This is a genomic window from Catenulispora sp. GAS73, assembly GCF_041262085.1.
GTDB lineage: Bacteria > Actinomycetota > Actinomycetes > Streptomycetales > Catenulisporaceae > Catenulispora.
Map to the genome: position 1 here is coordinate 1 of NZ_JBGCCM010000002.1, position 16,659 is coordinate 16,659.

Below are 16,659 nucleotides of genomic sequence, written 5' to 3' on the forward strand. Positions count from 1 at the left end.
ATCAGAGGTCTCGTTTCACATGCCACCACAACTGGCGAAAACCCAGCTCACGACGCTATTGACACCAACACCCAACCCTTAACTACGCGACCTTGCGGCCCGGGCAGGTTGGCAGAGCCCGCCGACGCGGCGAGGGGCCCAGAACCAACACCCCGCATGGTCCGGTCGGACACGACGAAGCACGTGGTCGGCTGGTCTGGGGCGGCAAAAACGTGGCGTCGCCGGACCAGGGGGACGCCACGTCTGTTGGTTGCCTGCTCGCGTGCGCTACGGCTACAGCCTCAGCATCGCTACTCCCCCAATGCCGGCACCAGCTTCGCTGCGTCTGGGGTGCCCAGGCCGGTCACCGGGTCCCAGCCGGTGGTCGCCGGGTAGCCCGGTACGGTGGGCGACGCCGTGTTGTTTCCGGTCGTCACGTCGAAGAAGTACGTGCCGTAGCCTGCGCCGGAGGCCAGGCTGTACAGCTTCGGTTGGATCAGGCCGAGGTCGTGGCCGGCCATCTGGTCCGCGATCGCGACGAGTCCGGCCCACTGCGGGCATGAGGAGCTGGTTCCGCCGATGACGAACCAGCTGCCGTCGTTGACGTCTGAGCCGCCGTTGTCGCCGGGGGCGGTGTCGTAGATCAGGACGCCGGTGCCGGCGGAGGCCTGATAGGCGATGTCCGGGACGCCGCGCATCGTGCCGATCGGGGTGGAGCCGGTTGGCAGTGTGTCCTGGTACGAGGGCCGGGCGAAGATCGAGCTGTAGCCGCCGCCTGAGAAGGTCCAGCCGACGTCGCGCTGGCCCGGGAACTTGCCGCACAGTCCGCCGGGACTGGTGCTGTCTACCGTTGTGCCGGTGGCGGCGTCGGTGCAGAGGTACGTGCCGCCGACTGCGGTCACCAGCGGGTCGGATGCCGGCCAGCCGACGCTCGGGTAGTCCAGCGCCGCCGGGTTCTTGATCGGCGTCTTCGCGTTGTTCGCCGTGCCGTTGTCGCCGGAGGAGGACAGGAATGTGACCCCGGCCGCCGTTCCGCTGACGTACGCGTGCCGCAGGTGATCGATCGACGCCGCGCCGTGGAATGCGGGCTCCGCCGTGCTGAACGACTGCGAGACCACGTCCGCCAGGTGGTTGTCCACCAGGTACTGCTCGGCGTTCATCATCTGCGGCAGCCCCTGCACGCCCTGGGTCTCGGCGACGCTGGTGCTCATCAGGATGATGTTCGCGCCGGGGGCGGTGGCGTGCGCCCACTGCGTGTCCAGTGCGACCTCCTCGGCCCACGCGTTGCTGGCCTGCTGGTTGGTCCCGTGGGAGCCGGAGGGCGGCTGCTTGACCGGCCGTTTGCCGTCCCACTGGTCCCACTCGAAGGTCGGCATCCCGGGAGCGCAGGTGACGCCCGGCATTCCGCACATCAGCGGTAGGCCGAACTGCTTGCTGAAGTTCTCCAGGTCGCTGGCGACGGTGTCGTAGCCGAACGAGTCGATGATCGCGATGGTCCGGCCGTGGCCGTCGTTCCCCCCGGCCAGCAGGGGGCTGATGTCATACGAGTTCTGCATCGACGCCGGTGTGAAGCACCGGCGTCCGACCGCGTTGCACGCCGCCTGCGTCGGCGGTAGGACGCCGGTGGCGACCTGGACCGAGTCCTGGGCGCTCGGCCGGACGACCGGATACCCGGCCGCGCCGGCGGACACCGACCCGGACATGGCGAAGGCGGCTCCGGCCGCGGCCGCGGTGGCCGCGATCAGCAACCGCCGCGCGGGGCTCTTCGCGAGAGCGATACGTGTCACTCGATGGTCCTCCTGACGCTAGGGATGTGGCACCTACTGCGCAGTGACGAGGACACGGGTGGCGCGAGCCGGACGCCGCACCGATCGGACGCGGGCCCCTCGCGTCGACCCCGGGTGGCAGGATCGCCGTCGGCCATCAATCAAGCGCCAGAACCAGGCGCCGTCAAGAGCCGCACTGTCGGTACCGCCCTCTAGCGTGAAGCCCGTTGCCACTGGAGCCACGGAAGAAGGAGGGGCCGTGTACCGCCAAGGAGACGTGCTCATCGTGCCGGTCGCGGAGAACGCCGTACCGGAGGACGTCCGGACCGCCGGACCGAAGCACCGCCGCCCGCGTGAGTCGATGGTCCTGGCGCTCGGGGAGAGCACCGGCCATGCGCACGCGCTGGTCGCCACCCGTGACGAGGGCGACTTCTACCCCGCCCCGAGCGAGAGCGAGCCGGCCTTCGTCTTCCTGCCGCTCGGCGGCAAGGTCGTGCACGAGGAGCACGGCACCATCCCACTGCCCGAGGGCTGGTTCAAGGTGGTGCGCCAGCGGGAGTACGAGCCGCGCGCCCTGCGCTCGTTCCGGGTGGTGGCGGACTGATGCAGACCTCTGCGACCACCGAGACCCCGCAGCCCGACCTGACCGCCGACGCGATCGTCGCGGTCGCCGTCGCCGCGCGTGAGGCCTGGCGCGCGATCGCCCTGTCCACCGAGGCCGTGGACCGGGAGCTCACCGAGCAGACCGTCCTCAAGTTGTACGCCGACGCGCTGCCCGACGTCGCGCCGCCGGAGATCATCTGGTGCCGCTCCCCGCTGGAGGCCGCGAAGCTGGTCGTCGAGCAGGCCGGCCGCCTCGGCGCCCCGGCGCGCGACCGGGTCCGGGACCTGGCCTGGTCCCGGGGGCGGGCCCAGCTCGCCGAACGCCTCGGCCCGCGCGAGTTCGGCCGGGTCTGGCAGGCCGCCTGCGGCGAGCTCGCCCCGCTGATGAGCACCCTGATCACGCGCATCGCCACCGGCGTCGAAGAGCACGACGCGTCCGAGGAGCCTGAGGACGCCGCGCGCCGCGCCGCGCTGCGCGTCGCCCTGACCCACGCGGTCCACGGCCAGTTCGACGCCGCCTGGCTCCCGCTCTACGAGGCCGCGGGCATGGCCGAGGACCTGGGCCGGATGGCCCGGTCGGCGGGCTGGTGGTGGCCGTTCGAGAACGCCGTCGTCCTCACCGAGCGTCCCCTCGCCCTGCGCTTGGACGACCAGGACCGCCTGCACCACGGCGACGGCCCGGCCCTGGCTTACTCCGACGGCTTCGCTCTGCACTCCTGGCGCGGCACGCTGCTGACCCCGGAGTTCGGGCGGCGCCTGGCCGCCACCACGCCGGAGACCATCCGCGCGGAGGAGAACGCCGAACTGCGCCGGATGATGGTCGAGCACTACACGCCCGAGCGCTTCCTGAAGGAGTCCGGCGCGACGCCGCTCCAGGAGGACGAAGCCGGCAAGCTCTGGCGCGTCGAGATGGGCTCCGACGAGGCCATCGTCATGGTCGAGGTGGTGAACTCCTCGCCGGAGCCGGACGGCACCTTCAACATCTACTTCCTGCGCGTGCCGCCGGACACGCGGACCGCGAAGGCCGGCGTCGCCTGGACCTTCGGCCTCACCGAGGACGAGTACCAACCGCTCCGACAAACGTGACCGATGAGGCGTCGGCGCCGGCGGGGATGGCGGGGATCCTGGACAGGACCCCGCCGGCGAATGTGTTGTAAAGATCTAGTTCCGGCATGTGCACGTAGCCGATGTGGCAGTCGCACTGTGTCAGGGGACAGAGTCGCGGACGCAGGGCTTTGCGATACGAGCCGTCGTACAGATTCCCCAGGCGTTCCGTGGGATCGGTCCGCGACACGAAGTGGCAGCGGTAGACCTCGCCGTCGCCGTTGACCGAGACGACCGACTCCCCCGCGCGGCAAGCGTGCCCCTGCGACGGATGCGGGAAGCGTGAGACCGGGAACAGCGGATCGATCTCGGCCCAGGGCTCGGCTTCATCGTCGGTGTAGGTGTGGCCTTCGGCCGCGTTGACCCACAGGTAGATGTCCTGCGGCAGATCGGCCCGCAGGCGCCGAGCCGCATCCAGGTGCTCAGGCAGCCCGACGATCCCCACGCTGAACCGGACGCCACCGTCCCGCACCTCCTGGCACCGCGCGAGGAACCGCTCGTACGGAACCTGGTCGGGGTGGTACGTGCACCACAGCGCGAGCGAGTCCAGATCGGCGTCGGCGGTCCACTCCGTCCGGGAGCTCAGATTGGTCTGAATCGCCACCTCGCCGACGTGATCGAGGCGGCTGAGCTCGACCAGAGCACGCCGGTACCAGCTCCGCGTCAGCCCTTCGCCCCACGGCGTGAACAGGACGTTGATTCGGTCCTCGGTCTGCGTGCTCACCCACGCCACGAACCGTTCCAACGCCGCGCGATCGGCGCGCAGCGTCTCCGGCGAATCTCGACGCTTGGCGAACGGGCAGTAGCCGCAGTCGTAGTCGCAACTGGCCAGCGGGCCGCGATAGAGAATCGAAAGGTCCATCAGGGCCCTACTTCAGCTCATAGGCGCGCATCGCCTCGCGCACCGGCTCGGAGAAGAACATCGGCCCGACGGAGTCCGACCAGGCCAGGCCCTCGGCGCTGAGCCGCAGCCGACCACCCGCCGCCGGCTCTAGGAAGCCGCGAGCGCTCAGCATTTCCAGCTCCGCGCCGAAACGCTCATCCGCGTCACCGCGCGCCATGCCGTCGGCTTGGAGCAGCGACTGGATAAGGAACCTGCGAGCCCGCTCCTCCTCGTCGAGGCGGTAGCCGACCTCCGCACGGCTGAAGTCGCCGGTGGCGACGTACTCGTCGATGATTCCGCGCACCTCCGACGCCGACACCGCGTAGTCGAACGAGTAGTGCAGCGAACCGGTGTACGACCTGGCGCCGCAGCCCAGCCCGATCATGCCGTCCGTTTGGCAGGCGTAGTCCTCGCCGCCTTCCACGACCGGCGCGTCCAGACGACGGAACATCCGCATGGACACTTGCTCATAACCGCTCTCCAGCAGGAGGTCGCGGCCACGGCGATAGAGGTCCAACCGCTGCGCGTCCCACGCGGCGTCGGCACCGGCGTTCATTCGACCGAGGCCTGTCAGTGGCCTGACGTAGAGCGGGTAGAGGTAGATCTCCTCCGGCCTCCAGAGCAGCGCCGTCTGAAGCGAAGCCTGCCAGGATTCGCGCGTCTGGCCGTCGATGCCGTAAATCAGGTCGATGTTCAGGACCGGGATGTCCGCGGCCCGGACGGCGTCCAGCGCCGCGAAGACGTCCGCCGCCTTCTGCGGACGCACCACCGATCGCGCCTCGACGTCGTCGAAGCTCTGCACTCCCAGACTCAGCCGCGTGGTCCCGCGCTCGGCGAGTACCGCGAGCCGGTCCGGGGTGGCGGTGGCCGGCGAGGCCTCGACCGATAACGGAACAGTCCCGAGGCCGACACCCATCACCTTCTCGGCGATGTCGAAGAGCCGCGAGAGCTCGTCAGGGTTCAGATACGTCGGCGTGCCGCCGCCGATGGCCGCGTTGGCGAAGCGGGGCTCCGGACCGGACTCGTCCAACGCCGCGCGGACCGCGATGGCTTGGCGTTCCAGGGCGTCCAGATACGCGGTGGTCAGCGATTCAGGCGCGCCGGTCCGCGTGAACAGGTTGCAGAAGCCGCACCGGACTTCGCAGAACGGGACGTGCGTATAAAAGGACAACGCGTCGCGGTCCTCGCCTCGCCAGACGTCGGACAGTAGCGGCCTCGGCGCGAGGGGGCGATACGCGGTCTTATGCGGATAGGCATACACGTAGGACTCATAGGGACGGTCCAGCATCAGCCCACATATCCCTTCGGCAGCACGAAATCCGCGTAGGGCACCGTCCAGACGACGTCGTGGCCGATGCGGTGCCCGACGTGGCCGTCCTCGCCGTAGGCGGTGCCGTGGTCGGAGCAGACGATGGTGAAGCAGGGGCGGCGTGCTGCCATCAGCGTGAACAGGCGGCCGATGTGCGTGTCCACGTAACGCAAAGCCGCCGCCTGCGAGGCTCGGGTGTCGCCGGCTTCCTTGGTCGCGCCGTCGAGGTAGAACCAGTTCGGCTGGTGCAGCGCCGGGACGTTCACGAACAGGAACAGCGGCTGGTCGTCCGGCTGCGCCGCGACCACCTGCTCCACGACCTCGACCTGGTTCCCGAACGAGTCCGGATCGGTCACGCCGGTCGCCGCCGACCAGTGCGCCTCGTCGAAGTAGCCCGGCAGGACCTGCCCGAGCCGGCTCTCGGGGTTGAAGAAGCCCACTCCCCCGACGCAGACCGTGCGGTATCCGGCTTTGCGCAGTCCGGCGACCAGGTCCGGCTCGTCGAAGACCCACGTGTCCGACGCCGTGGTCTCGCTGCCGCCGAAGCGGGCCGCGAACAGGCGCGGATGGCGGCCGGGCGCCTCCGGCGTCGGGAGGAAGCCGGCGAAGAACGCGGAGTGCGCGGCGAAGGTGAACGAGCCCGGCGTGTGGCGGCGCTCCCAGCCTTTCGGGAGCACGCGTGCCAGGTTCGGCAGCCGGCCGGCTGTCAACTCCTCGACGGCGACGTCGTAGCGGAGGGTGTCGAGAGTGACGAACAGGAGATCGTGACTCCCGACGACGGCGTTCATGTTCGGGGTCTGGGTCGTGTTCATGGTGCGTGGTGGCCTATCAGTGAACGTACTTGGGCGCCGTAGGTGCCGACACCTTCCCCGGGGGTGCCCGGAAGTCCCATGAGGTTCGGCAGGAGGTCGCCGTAGGCGTTGACCTCGCCGATGTAGTCGAGCCCGTCGGCGCCCGGCAGCACGTCGATCCCGAGGCAGTGCACGCCGGGGAAGCAGGCTGCCGCCGACTCCACGAGGTCGAGGACCGTCAGCCAGCGCTTCTCCCCGACCAGGGCCTGGAACGTCGTCAGGTCGCCGCGCTGGCCGCCGAGGTGGAGGTTGGTCATCGGGGAGGTGCTGGTGCGGACGACCGCGTGCGTCGCCCGGCCGCCGACGGTGACGACGCGCAGGTCGCAGTCCCGGCCGCCGATGCTCAGCTTGCGGACCCAGCGCTCGGCGTGCAGACCGTCGGGTGCCAGGGCGGCGAGGACGTCGTCAATGTCCGCGTCCCGAAGGTAGGTGCGGACCTTCAGCGAGTTGTAGAGCTCGATGCCGGACGCGGTGCGCACCAGCTCGGCCGAGGTCACGGCACGACGCCTCGCACCCCGCACGGTCAGCGCCACGACGCCGGACGCCGAGGAACCGTGCCGGATCTTGATGAACGCCGACTCCGAACCGTCGGTCGCGGCGGCAGGCGGCACGCTGACACCGGTAGCGGCCAGCAAGGCATGTGTGGCCTGCTTGTCGAAGGCTGTCGCCACACCCTGCTGGGTGAACAGGCGTGCCGCGCCGGCGTCGTCGATGTTGTGCTCCAGCTCCGCCAGCGCGGCGGTAAAGCCCTGATACCACTCGCGCGTGCCCTCGGCGCGATACATGTCGACCGGCTGGTCAGAGCCGCGCAGCAGCCGAGTCACCTCGGCATCCTCGCCCGGGGAGTCGACCCGGACCAGCTCACCGGAACGGAAGGAGGCTGCGCCACGCAGCACATCGAGCCACGGCACGATGCGCGGCTCGGGCAAGCCCTCGGCACGGACGGCTTCCGCGAAGAGCTTCACACGCCGGTTGTCCGGATTGCCGACGACCGCGAAGCGCAGCGGGAGTGCCGGGTTGTGCGGGCCGGCCATGCCGCGCGAGCCATCCGGGCCGGCCGGGTCGCGCAAGCCGCTTGGAGCGGCAGCTTCGCGCAAGTCACGCGGATCGCGCGTGCCAGCCAGCATGCGCGAGCCATCCGATCCGACCAATCCGCGCAAGCCACTCGGAGCGGCAGCTTCGCGCAAGTCGCGCGGGTCCCGCGTACCAGCCAGCATGCGCGAGCCATCCGATCCGACCAATCCGCGCAAGCCACTCGGAGCAGCCACGCCGCTCAAGCTGTCCGGACCGGCCAGGTCGTGCGCGTCGTCCCGGCCGGCCAGCTCGCGCGGGTCTCTCGACTCGCGCGCGCCGTGCGAGACCTCCAGCGAACCCGAACCCGATCCCCAACCCGGCCGCGACCCCACCCCCGTCATTCCGCCACCGCGATGTACCGGCGGCGGCGGCCCGAGCCCTGCCCGTCGGACAGGTCGATCTCCACGCCCGGCCACGCCTGCCGCACCCGTGCCTGCATCTCGGGCGAGATGTAGTGGTGACTGAGGTCCAGCCTCCGCAGGTGGTCCAGCGGCTGCCCGGCGAGTAGCGCCGCCGCGCCCTCGTCGCCGAGCGTCCCGAGGGAGAGGTCCAGCGACTGCAGCTGCGCCACGACCGGTGCTCGCGCCACCGCGGCGGCGATGTCGTCCTGGATCAGCGCGTCCCGCAGGCCCAGGTGGCGCAGGCGGGGGAAGCGGCCCGCTTCGAGCAGCGGGGCGAGGTCTTCCAGGGTCGCGTCGCCGCCGTAGTTCGGGTCGCCGAGGTAGATCTCCAGGTGCGTCAGCTCGGGGAGGTCGCATTCGGCCAGGGCGCGGATCGTGCCGGCGGGCAGGCCGCCGGACTGGAGTACCAGCGTGCGCAGGCCGGAGTGCTTCAGCGGTGCGATCAGCGGATCGGGGCCTTCGGCCCGGGCGTTGCCCTCCGGCGTGCCGCGGACCCAGAGTTCGGCCAGGTTCGGGTACGCCTCCAACACCGGGCCGAGGTCCGGTACGTAGATCCACGACGGCTGGCTCTGCTCGTCGACCAGGTCGTTGAAGAACAGCGCCCGCAGCCGCGGCAGCCGGTCGGCGACCGCGACCAGGTCGTCGGCGACCGTGCAGTCGTCCTCGCCCCACTCCAGCCACTGGCCGGTGACCAGCGCCTCGACCCCGGCGCTCGGCACCCGGTCCAGGAACGCCGCGAGCAGCTCGGGGAAGTCCCGGTCGAAGTACTCGCCGTCCTTGTTGCAGTCGAGGCGCCACGCCACGCCGCCGGGATCGGCGGCCGCGGCCGGCGTCGGCAGCGCGGGGTCGGCGGGGAAGTCGACGACCGGCCGGCCGGCGAACTCGCTCAGGTGATGGTAGAAGGCCATGATCACTCCGCCACCGCTATGTAGCGGCGTCCTCGGTCGTCGGTCTGGGGAGCGGAAAGGTCGACGTCGACGCCCGGCCACGCGGTCCGCAGCCGGTCTCGCATCGCCTCGGAGACGTAGTGATGGTGCAGGTCGAGCTTCGCCAGGTGCCCCAGCGGCTGGCCGGCGAGCAGCGCCGCCGCGCCGTCGTCGCCCAACGTCCCCAGCGACAGGTCCAGCGTCTTCAGCCGGGAGACGATCGGCGCGTAAGCCGCCTCAGCCGCGATCGCGTCCTGGAGCACCGAGTCGCGAAGGCCCAGATGCGTCAGGTTCGGGCAGTGCCCGCCGCCGAGCAGCCACTCCACGTCCGCCGGAGTCGCGTCGCCGCCGTAGTTGGGCTCCCCGAAGTAGAACTCAAGGTGCTGCAACGCCGGGAAGTCGCACTCGCCGACCGCCCGTATCGCCGCCGCGGGCAGACCGCCGGACTCGAAGACCAGCCGTCGCAGAGCACTGTGACGCAGCGGCTCGAAGTGCGGCACGCCGTCCCGCAACGGCCGGCCCCGCACCCACAGTTCCTCCAGTGCCGGATACGCGCGCAGGATCGGGGTGAGGTCGCGATGGTCGATGTAAGCGGTGTCCGAACCGCCGTCGCCGCCTTCGAAGATGTCGCCGAGGAACAGCGAGCGCAGCGCCGGAAACCGTCCCGCGCTCGCCGCCAGGATCTCGGCCACCGGATAGTAACCCTCCGCGTCCACGTAGTCGGCCCACATCCCGATGGTCAGGGCCGTCACCTGAGACGTGTCGGCCCGCGTCAGGAACCGCTCCCAGATCTCCTCGAACGAGAACCAGTCCGAGTCCCAGTCCCCGTAATCGTCGTCGTAGTAGCAGTCGATCCGCCACGCCGACTTCGCCTCGTCCTGCGGCGCCGGCGCGTCCGGATGCGGCGCGAACGCGACGACCGGCAACCCGCCGAACTCGTCCAGATACTCCACGAACGACATGCTCACGCTCCGATTCCGACGTACCTGCGACCCGATTCGTCGACCGTCCGGCGCCAGGACAGGTCGACGTCCACCCCCGGCCACGCCGCGCGCAGCCGATCTTGCACCGCCTCGGAGACGTAGTGGTGGTGCAGGTCCAGCACGCTGAGGTGTCCCAGCGGCTGACCGTGCAGCAACGCCACCGCGCCCTCGTCCCCGAGCGCGCCCAACGACAGGTCCAGCACCCGCAGCCCGGCCACGACCGGGGCCTGAGCGACGGCCGCCGCGATCTCGTCCTGGATCAGCGAGTTGCGCAGACCCAGGTGGTCCAGCTTCGGGAAGCTCTCCCCGGCCAGCAGCCAGGCGAGGTCTTCCGGCTTCGTCCAGCCGCACCAGTCGGGGTGCCCCAGGTACAGCTCCAGGTGCCGCAGCTCCGGGAAGTCGCACGCGCTGATCGCCCGGATCACGTCGGGATGGAGCCCGCCCGATTGCAGCACCAGCCGACGCAGTCCGGTGTGTCGCAGCGGCTCGAAGTACCGGGCCAGCTTCTGCGACAGGTCCGGTGTCCCACGGACCCAGAGCTCTTCCAGCCTTGGAAACGCGCGCAGGACCGGCGTGAGATCGCCGTGCTCGATGTACACGATGTCCTCGGAGATGTCCTCGGCGACGTCACCGAAGAACACCGAGCGCAGCGCCGGGAACCGGTCCGCCGCCGCGACGAGCGACCGGGCCGGGTGGTGGCTGTCGGCGAAGGCGTCCTCGACCATATCCTCGCCCATGTCCTCGCCCCAGCGGCCGAAGACCAGCGCCGTCACCTGCGTCGTGTCCACCGTGCCGAGAAAGCGCTCGAAGACCTCCTCGAACGCGAGCGGCGGCGCGCCCTCGCCGTCGGCCCGGCACTCAATCCGCCACGCGGATCCCACGTCCGACTACTCGGCCACGGAGACGAACCGGTGCTCCTCATCGTCGTCCCAGTCGTCCGGTTCCTGCGGGTCCGACAGGTCCACCTCCACGCCGGGCAGTGCCTCGCGCAGCCGCTCCTGCATAGGCTCGGAGATGAAGTGGTGGTGCAGGTCCAGCTTCTTGAGGTGCGTCAGCGGCTGGCCGGCGAGCAGTGCGGCCGCGCCCTCGTCGCCGAGGGCCCCGAGCGACAGGTCCAGGACCTCCAGGCGGGCCACGATCGGGGCGTGCGCGACGGCGGCAGCGATCTCGTCGGCGTTCTCGGCGTCGCGCAGGCCGAGGTAGCGCAGCTCCGGGAAGCCGGTGCCGGCCAGGAGGTCGGCGAGGTCGTGGGCTTCCGCGCCGCCGAAGTACTCCTCGGTGCCGAGGTACAGCTCCAGGTCCGTCAGCTGGGGGAACTCCGAGCCGCCGACCGCACGCACCACCTCCGGCGGCAGGCCGCCGTTCTGGAACGTCAGCTCCCTGAGTTCCGGGTACGCACGCTGTTCCCACTCCAGGTCATCGCTGCCCCGCACGGCGAACGTCCGCAGGTCCGGGAAGGCGCGCAGCAGCGGCGTCAGGTCACTCTGCTTGATCCAGGAGATCTCCCACTGCCAGGACGCGATGTCGGCGACGAACAGGTGCCGCAGGTTCGGGAACCGGTCGGCGGCGGCGATCAGCGGCGCGAACGCGTCGGCCGAGGTGAGCTCCATCGCGTCGCTGGTGACCCAGTTGCCGATGACGAACGCGCTGATCGCGCTGGTGTCGACGTCGCGCAGGAACGCGTCGAAGAGTTCGGCGTAGCCGACGCCGTCGAACCCGGCGACCGCGACGCGCCACGCCGACGCGCCGGCCTCGGCCGTGATCTCGACGTCACCGGGCCAGTCGGCCATCTCCTCGAAGCCCTTGCCGGGCACGGTGCGGACGGGCAGCCCGCCCCACCGCACCAGCGCGTCACACTCGCTGTCGATCACGTGGACCCCTCCCGGTGGCTGGCTTCGATGCGAGCCTTTCTACCAGCCGCCGCCGACCGGATCGCGCGGCGCCACTCGAATTCGGCGTACCGCAACCGGACGGACAGGTCGGGGCGCTGCCGCCGGTTGTCATGGGGAGGGCGGCTGACCCCGGCAGGCTTAATGAGATGCCGCTCAGCCACCGCCGCACTGCGCGCCGCCGGCTATCCGACCCCGCCTGTCCTCGCCCTCGTACCGCATCCGGTCCCGGCCCTGCCCAGCACGGAGTTCGTCCACGGCGACTTCACCACCGCCAACCTGCTCAGCCTGTCTGGCGCATCGTGTGCTCGCGAGCCTGCTGGCCGTCGGCGCCGATGACGGCGACGGCGATGACGGCGACGATGCGGCGCGTATCGCAGAGGTCTCAGAACGAGCTCGGCTACTTCTCGCAGTGGCGGCGTCCCAGTAGCCGGGCACCGCCGAGCTCATGATGGAGGCCGCGCGGGACGGGGGGTTGGTCAGCGGGTGACGTCGTCGCCGGGGGCGGCCGGGGTTTCGGCGTCCCCGGCCGCCTCCTCGGCGCGTTCGACCCGGCCGCGCCGAAGCCGCCACATGATCAGCCCGATGATGATGATCACCGCCACCACTCCGGCGAGGATCCGCCCCACGACGTGCTCGACCCGCGAGTAGGCGGCGCCGGCGAAGTAGCCCAACAGGGTGAAACCGACGCCCCACACCAGGCCGCCGAGCGCGTTGAAGAGCAGGAACTTGCGGTACGGGATGCGCGACATCGCTGCCAGCGGCGGCATCAATGCCCGGAAGAAGGACACGAAGCGCCCCAGGAACACCGCCTCCGGCCCTCGCCGCCGGATCAGGGCGCGTGCATTGTCGATCTTGACCTTGTGGCGCCGCAGCGGCCGCGTGTTCAGCAGGCGCTCGCCGAAGTGGCGCCCGACCTCGTAGCCGACGCTGTCGCCCGCGATCGCCGCGCAGACCACCAGGAACGCCAGCAGCCAGATGTTGACCGTGCCGCGGTTCGCCAGCACCCCGCCGATCACCGCCGCGGTCTCCCCGGGCAGCACGAAGCCGACGAACAGCGCGTCCTCGGCGAAGACCAGCAGCGCGACGACGACGTAGATGAGCGCGGGCGGCAGATTGCTGAGCCAGTTGAGCATCGGACCTACCCGCCCGTCCGGCGCACCAGGTTGGCCCGCGCTCGCGTCCGCACCGCCGCGACCCCGCCGACCAGGAACGCGAATGTGTAGATGAGCTGCACGAGCACCACCCCGCGCGCCAACTGCCCACTCGGATGAATGTCGCCATACCCGACGGTCGCCATGGTGATCCCGGTGAAGTAGAGGGCGTCCAGGCGCGTGACGAGCCCGACGAACTGGCCGTGCCGCGCGGCCATCGCCCAGTAACTGGCCGCGAAGACCAGGATCGCAGCCCACGACAGCAACACGATGCCGACACCCGGGTGCCGATAGCGGCCGGCCTGATCGGTCAGCGCCCGATCGGTGGTGACCACCATGCCGACGGCCAGCAGCGCGAGCAGGCCCGCGAGGATCAGCCAGGCCAGGACGCGGTGCTTGGGGCCGATCGGGTCGAAGGGGACGGTGAAGTACGCGGTGGTGAGGAGGACCGGGCCGAGGACGGCTACGGCGATGCGGGCAGCCCGGTTGCTCGACTCGCCGCGCCCGGCACCAGCGCGCCCGGCATCGGCGCGGCCGGCATCAGCGCGGCCGTCATCCCCAACCGGCCCGCCGCCCTCACCCGCCTCGCCCTGGTCGCTCATCAGCTACCTGTCTTCCCGCCCCGGCCCCCGCCGACGCAGCCGGCGTCACCCGTCCGGCCCCTCGGCCAGCCCCGGCCGCTCACTCGGCCAGCCGCTCGACCACCTGCTCGCAGAGCTCATGCGTGGCCAGCGCGTCCTGAAGGTCCGGGTACTGCGTCTCGCCACGCACCGCCGCGAGGAAGTGCTCGCATATCTGCTCGATGCCTTTCACCCGCCCCACCGGGGCCCAGCCGGTCGGGCCCTCGACCAGGTCGTGGATGTCGCGGCGGTGGCCGTCGCCGATCAACTGGAGGCGCTCCGCCTTCACGCCCGCGCGGCGGTTCATCGCCCCGAAGCAGGTGAAACCGGGGCCGGAGAGGGTCAGCGCCACATGCTCCAGCATCCCGTCCTCGACGCGGCCGGAGACCGTCACGTCCGAGACGTCGCCCGGGGCGAGGAAGCGCAGCGTGTCCGCCACATGGATGAAGTCGTCGAACACGATGTCGCGCACCACCCCCGGCGCGTCGGCCTCGTTCTTCTGCAGGATCACGGTCTCGCGCGGGGCCCGTGCCGCCTCGACGTACGCCGGTGCGTGGCGCCGGTTGAAGCCGACCATCAGCGGGGTGCCGGTGCGCTCGGCGTGCTCGACCAGGGCCCGCGACTCGGTGAGGGTGTCGGCCAGCGGTTTGTCGACATACGTCGGGACCCCGGCGTCCAGCAGGCGGGTCAAGACCTCCGCGTGCGCGACTGTCGCGACGTGCACGAACGCCGCCTGCGGCGGATCGCCGAGCAGCGCCTCCAACTCCGTGAACCGGCACTCCGGCGCCACGTGATACGCCGCCCCGAGCGCGTCGAGGCGGGCCCGGTCCCGCGTCATCAGCCGAAGCCGCAGGTCCGCACGCATCCCCAGCACCGGCAGGTACGCACCCCGGGCGATGCCGCCCAGCCCGATCACCGCGACCGCGAGCCCGTCGTTCTCCATATGAGCCATGGTCGCGCAAGTTGACGGTGCCCGCCGCTACGGTGTGGCCCCATGACCGACACCGATGCGCACGCGGCCCCCGAAACAGCCGCCGCCCGCATATCCGCGGCCCTCCACGCCGCCGTGGCCGCCCCCGGCGACCGCGCCGCCGCCTGGCACGTGGCCGAGGTCCTGGCCGCCGACTGGTCCGAGCGCCCCCTCGCCGACGGCGACGGCTACGACGACGCCGACCTCGACGCCGCCGCAGCCGCCCTCGGCCTCCCGCTCCCGGCGGCGCTGCGCGAGGGCCTCAAGCTCTTCGGCCGCCGCGACGACCTGACCCGCAACCAGGACCCGCTGAGCACGCCGGAAGACCTGGAGACGTACGAAGGCGCCCTGGTCTTCCGCGACGAGAACCAGGGCGTCTGCTGGTGGGGCGTCCTCATCGAGGACCTGGACCAGGACGACCCGCCGACCTACTACCGCGCCGACCTCCTCGACAAGACCGAGGAGGAGTGGATCCCGTGGACCGAAAAGCTCTCGCTCGCCCTCGTCGAAGCCCTGATGTCCGAGACGGTACTCACGGAGGTCGACGGCATGGAGAAGTGCTGGGCTCAACTCGGCCCCGAAGCCGTCGAGGAAGACGGCCTCACCGCCCTCCCCCGTATCCAGCCCGACTGGTACAAGACCACGTACTACGTCGGCGACGACCTCCTCGCGCACGCCGCCGACGGCGCGTGGATCAGCGTCCTGGCCCGCTCCCGCGAAGCGCTGAACGCCTACACCGGCGAGGACGACGACGAAGAGTTCGACGAAGACACCGAGAACTGAGACCTGAGAACAGGGGACTGAGGACACCGCCATGGGCTTCTGGGACGCCGGACCATTCGACAACGACGACGCCGCCGACTTCTCCGGCCGCCTCGACGACCTCCCGCGGGAAGACCGCGCCGCCGCCATCCGCGAGGCGCTTCGCGAAGCCGCGGACTGCGACGGATACCTGGAAGGCGACGTCGGCGCGTACGCGATAGCCGCAGCCGCGCTGGTAGCCCGCGAACTGTCGGACGGCGGCGCGCGCCTCGTAGCAGCCGGCTACGGCCCGAAACAGCCGCTCCCGCCCCTCACCACCGACCTGTTGCCGCTGGCGATCGCAGCGATCGACCGCACCATGGCCGACGACAGCGAGCTCGCCGACGAATGGAGCGGGGTCGACGGATCCGACAGCCCCTGGCACGAGAAGACGCGCGAATTGCGCGCCCTACTCCTACTGACAGCCGACTGACACAGCACGACGACTGACACAGCACGACCACCTCGTCGGCCCTCCCCACACAGCGGGAGGGCCGACGAACCGCAGCCGCATCTACCCCACGTAGTTGAAATGCGCCGGGTCCGGCCCGATCCGGCCGTCGTCCCGCCGCAGCATCGTGATCTCCTCCATCTCGGCCTCGGTGAGCTCGAAGTCGAAGACCTCGAAGTTCTCCTTGATCCGCGACGGCGTGACGGACTTCGGAATCACCACGTCGCCGAGCTGCAGGTGCCAGCGCAGCACGACCTGCGCGGGGGTCTTGCCCTTCGCCCGGGCGATGCGCGCCAGGACCGGCTCCTTGAGCAGGTCGCCGCCCTGGCCGAGCGGGCTCCAGTCCTCGGTGACGATGCCCAGCTTCTCGTCCAGCTGACGCATCGCCGGCTGCGGGAAGTAGGGGTGCAGCTCGATCTGGTTGATCGCCGGGGTCTTGGACGACTCCTCGACCAGGCGCTCCAGCGTCTCGGCGGTGAAGTTGCAGACGCCGATGCTGCGGGCCCGGCCGTCGGAGTTGATTTTCTCCAGGGCGCGCCAGGTCTCGATATACAAATCCTGTTCGGGCACCGGCCAGTGAATCAAATACAGGTCCACGTAGTCGGTGCCAAGGCGCTCCAGGCTCTGGTCGAAGGCGCGCAGCGCGGCGTCGTAGCCGTGGTCGCCGTTCCAGAGCTTGGTGGTCAGGTAGATGTCCTCGCGGGGGACGCCGGAATCCCGGATGCCGCGGCCCACGCCGGCCTCGTTCTCGTAGGCGGCCGCGGTGTCCAGGTGCCGGTAGCCGACGTCGAGGGCGGTCGCGACCGCGGCCTGAGCCCCGGCGTCGGGCACCTGCCAGACGCCGAAACCCAACTGCGGGATGCGCGCGCCGTCATTCAAAGTGATGTATTGCATT

The 16,659-nt window shown here is 70.5% G+C and carries 17 protein-coding genes; 4 read left to right on the forward strand and 13 right to left on the reverse strand.

The features are described 5' to 3' along the window. Positions 1 to 290: 290 nt before the first annotated feature. Positions 291 to 1,766, reverse strand: coding sequence for a hypothetical protein (locus tag ABH935_RS02490; RefSeq protein WP_370376117.1), 1,476 nt, complete (start codon positions 1,764 to 1,766; stop codon positions 291 to 293). A gap of 238 nt (positions 1,767 to 2,004) precedes the next feature. Here ABH935_RS02490 and ABH935_RS02495 point away from each other — a divergent pair, with 238 nt between their 5' ends. After that, the gene (locus ABH935_RS02495) at positions 2,005 to 2,349 is read left to right on the forward strand and encodes a hypothetical protein (RefSeq protein WP_370376118.1); all 345 of its coding nucleotides are present in this window, start codon (positions 2,005 to 2,007) and stop codon (positions 2,347 to 2,349) included. Beyond that, positions 2,349 to 3,434 carry a DUF6745 domain-containing protein gene (locus ABH935_RS02500; protein WP_370376119.1) on the forward strand — a complete coding sequence of 362 codons (1,086 nt, stop codon included), beginning with the start codon at positions 2,349 to 2,351 and terminating at the stop codon, positions 3,432 to 3,434. The genes ABH935_RS02495 and ABH935_RS02500 overlap by 1 nt, the downstream gene beginning before the upstream one ends. On the opposite strand, the gene ABH935_RS02505 is transcribed toward ABH935_RS02500, so the two are convergent. The 11 genes from ABH935_RS02505 to ABH935_RS02555 form a co-directional block, all read right to left on the reverse strand. Then, positions 3,397 to 4,314 carry an STM4011 family radical SAM protein gene (locus ABH935_RS02505; RefSeq protein WP_370376120.1) on the reverse strand — a complete coding sequence of 306 codons (918 nt, stop codon included), beginning with the start codon at positions 4,312 to 4,314 and terminating at the stop codon, positions 3,397 to 3,399. The two genes, ABH935_RS02500 and ABH935_RS02505, sit on opposite strands and share 38 nt — an antisense overlap. 7 nt (positions 4,315 to 4,321) lie before the next feature. Next, the gene (locus tag ABH935_RS02510; RefSeq protein WP_370376121.1) at positions 4,322 to 5,623 is read right to left on the reverse strand and encodes an STM4012 family radical SAM protein; all 1,302 of its coding nucleotides are present in this window, start codon (positions 5,621 to 5,623) and stop codon (positions 4,322 to 4,324) included. Beyond that, complete coding sequence (locus ABH935_RS02515; protein WP_370376551.1) at positions 5,623 to 6,432, reverse strand: STM4013/SEN3800 family hydrolase; 810 nt, start codon at positions 6,430 to 6,432, stop codon at positions 5,623 to 5,625. Before ABH935_RS02515 ends, ABH935_RS02510 begins: the two co-directional genes overlap by 1 nt. A gap of 20 nt (positions 6,433 to 6,452) precedes the next feature. Next, complete coding sequence (locus ABH935_RS02520; protein ID WP_370376552.1) at positions 6,453 to 7,529, reverse strand: STM4014 family protein; 1,077 nt, start codon at positions 7,527 to 7,529, stop codon at positions 6,453 to 6,455. 377 nt (positions 7,530 to 7,906) lie between these two features. Beyond that, on the reverse strand, positions 7,907 to 8,878 hold the full coding sequence (locus tag ABH935_RS02525) for an STM4015 family protein (protein WP_370376122.1): 972 nt from the start codon (positions 8,876 to 8,878) through the stop codon (positions 7,907 to 7,909). A 2-nt stretch (positions 8,879 to 8,880) separates the two neighbouring features. After that, a complete protein-coding gene (locus ABH935_RS02530; RefSeq protein ID WP_370376123.1) occupies positions 8,881 to 9,858 on the reverse strand; it encodes an STM4015 family protein in 978 nt (325 codons plus the stop codon). A 2-nt stretch (positions 9,859 to 9,860) separates the two neighbouring features. Beyond that, entirely contained in the window at positions 9,861 to 10,760 is a 900-nt protein-coding gene (locus tag ABH935_RS02535; protein ID WP_370376124.1) for an STM4015 family protein, read from the reverse strand. Positions 10,761 to 10,766: 6 nt separating this feature from the next. After that, positions 10,767 to 11,750: an STM4015 family protein gene (locus ABH935_RS02540; RefSeq protein ID WP_370376125.1), complete on the reverse strand. Its 984-nt coding sequence runs from the start codon at positions 11,748 to 11,750 to the stop codon at positions 10,767 to 10,769. A 497-nt stretch (positions 11,751 to 12,247) separates the two neighbouring features. Further along, complete coding sequence (locus ABH935_RS02545) at positions 12,248 to 12,904, reverse strand: DedA family protein (protein WP_370376126.1); 657 nt, start codon at positions 12,902 to 12,904, stop codon at positions 12,248 to 12,250. Positions 12,905 to 12,909: 5 nt separating this feature from the next. Next, positions 12,910 to 13,524, reverse strand: a complete 615-nt coding sequence (locus ABH935_RS02550) for a potassium channel family protein (RefSeq protein ID WP_370376127.1) — start codon at positions 13,522 to 13,524, stop codon at positions 12,910 to 12,912. Positions 13,525 to 13,603: 79 nt separating this feature from the next. Continuing rightward, positions 13,604 to 14,485 carry a Gfo/Idh/MocA family protein gene (locus ABH935_RS02555; RefSeq protein WP_370376128.1) on the reverse strand — a complete coding sequence of 294 codons (882 nt, stop codon included), beginning with the start codon at positions 14,483 to 14,485 and terminating at the stop codon, positions 13,604 to 13,606. 51 nt (positions 14,486 to 14,536) lie between these two features. Here ABH935_RS02555 and ABH935_RS02560 point away from each other — a divergent pair, with 51 nt between their 5' ends. Beyond that, a complete protein-coding gene (locus ABH935_RS02560; RefSeq protein WP_370376129.1) occupies positions 14,537 to 15,295 on the forward strand; it encodes an SMI1/KNR4 family protein in 759 nt (252 codons plus the stop codon). Between the two features lie 31 nt (positions 15,296 to 15,326). Continuing rightward, a complete protein-coding gene (locus tag ABH935_RS02565) occupies positions 15,327 to 15,746 on the forward strand; it encodes a DUF4259 domain-containing protein (protein WP_370376130.1) in 420 nt (139 codons plus the stop codon). An 81-nt stretch (positions 15,747 to 15,827) separates the two neighbouring features. Here ABH935_RS02565 and ABH935_RS02570 read toward each other — a convergent pair whose 3' ends face one another. Then, entirely contained in the window at positions 15,828 to 16,658 is an 831-nt protein-coding gene (locus ABH935_RS02570; RefSeq protein ID WP_370376131.1) for an aldo/keto reductase, read from the reverse strand. Between the last annotated feature and the right edge of the window lies 1 nt (position 16,659).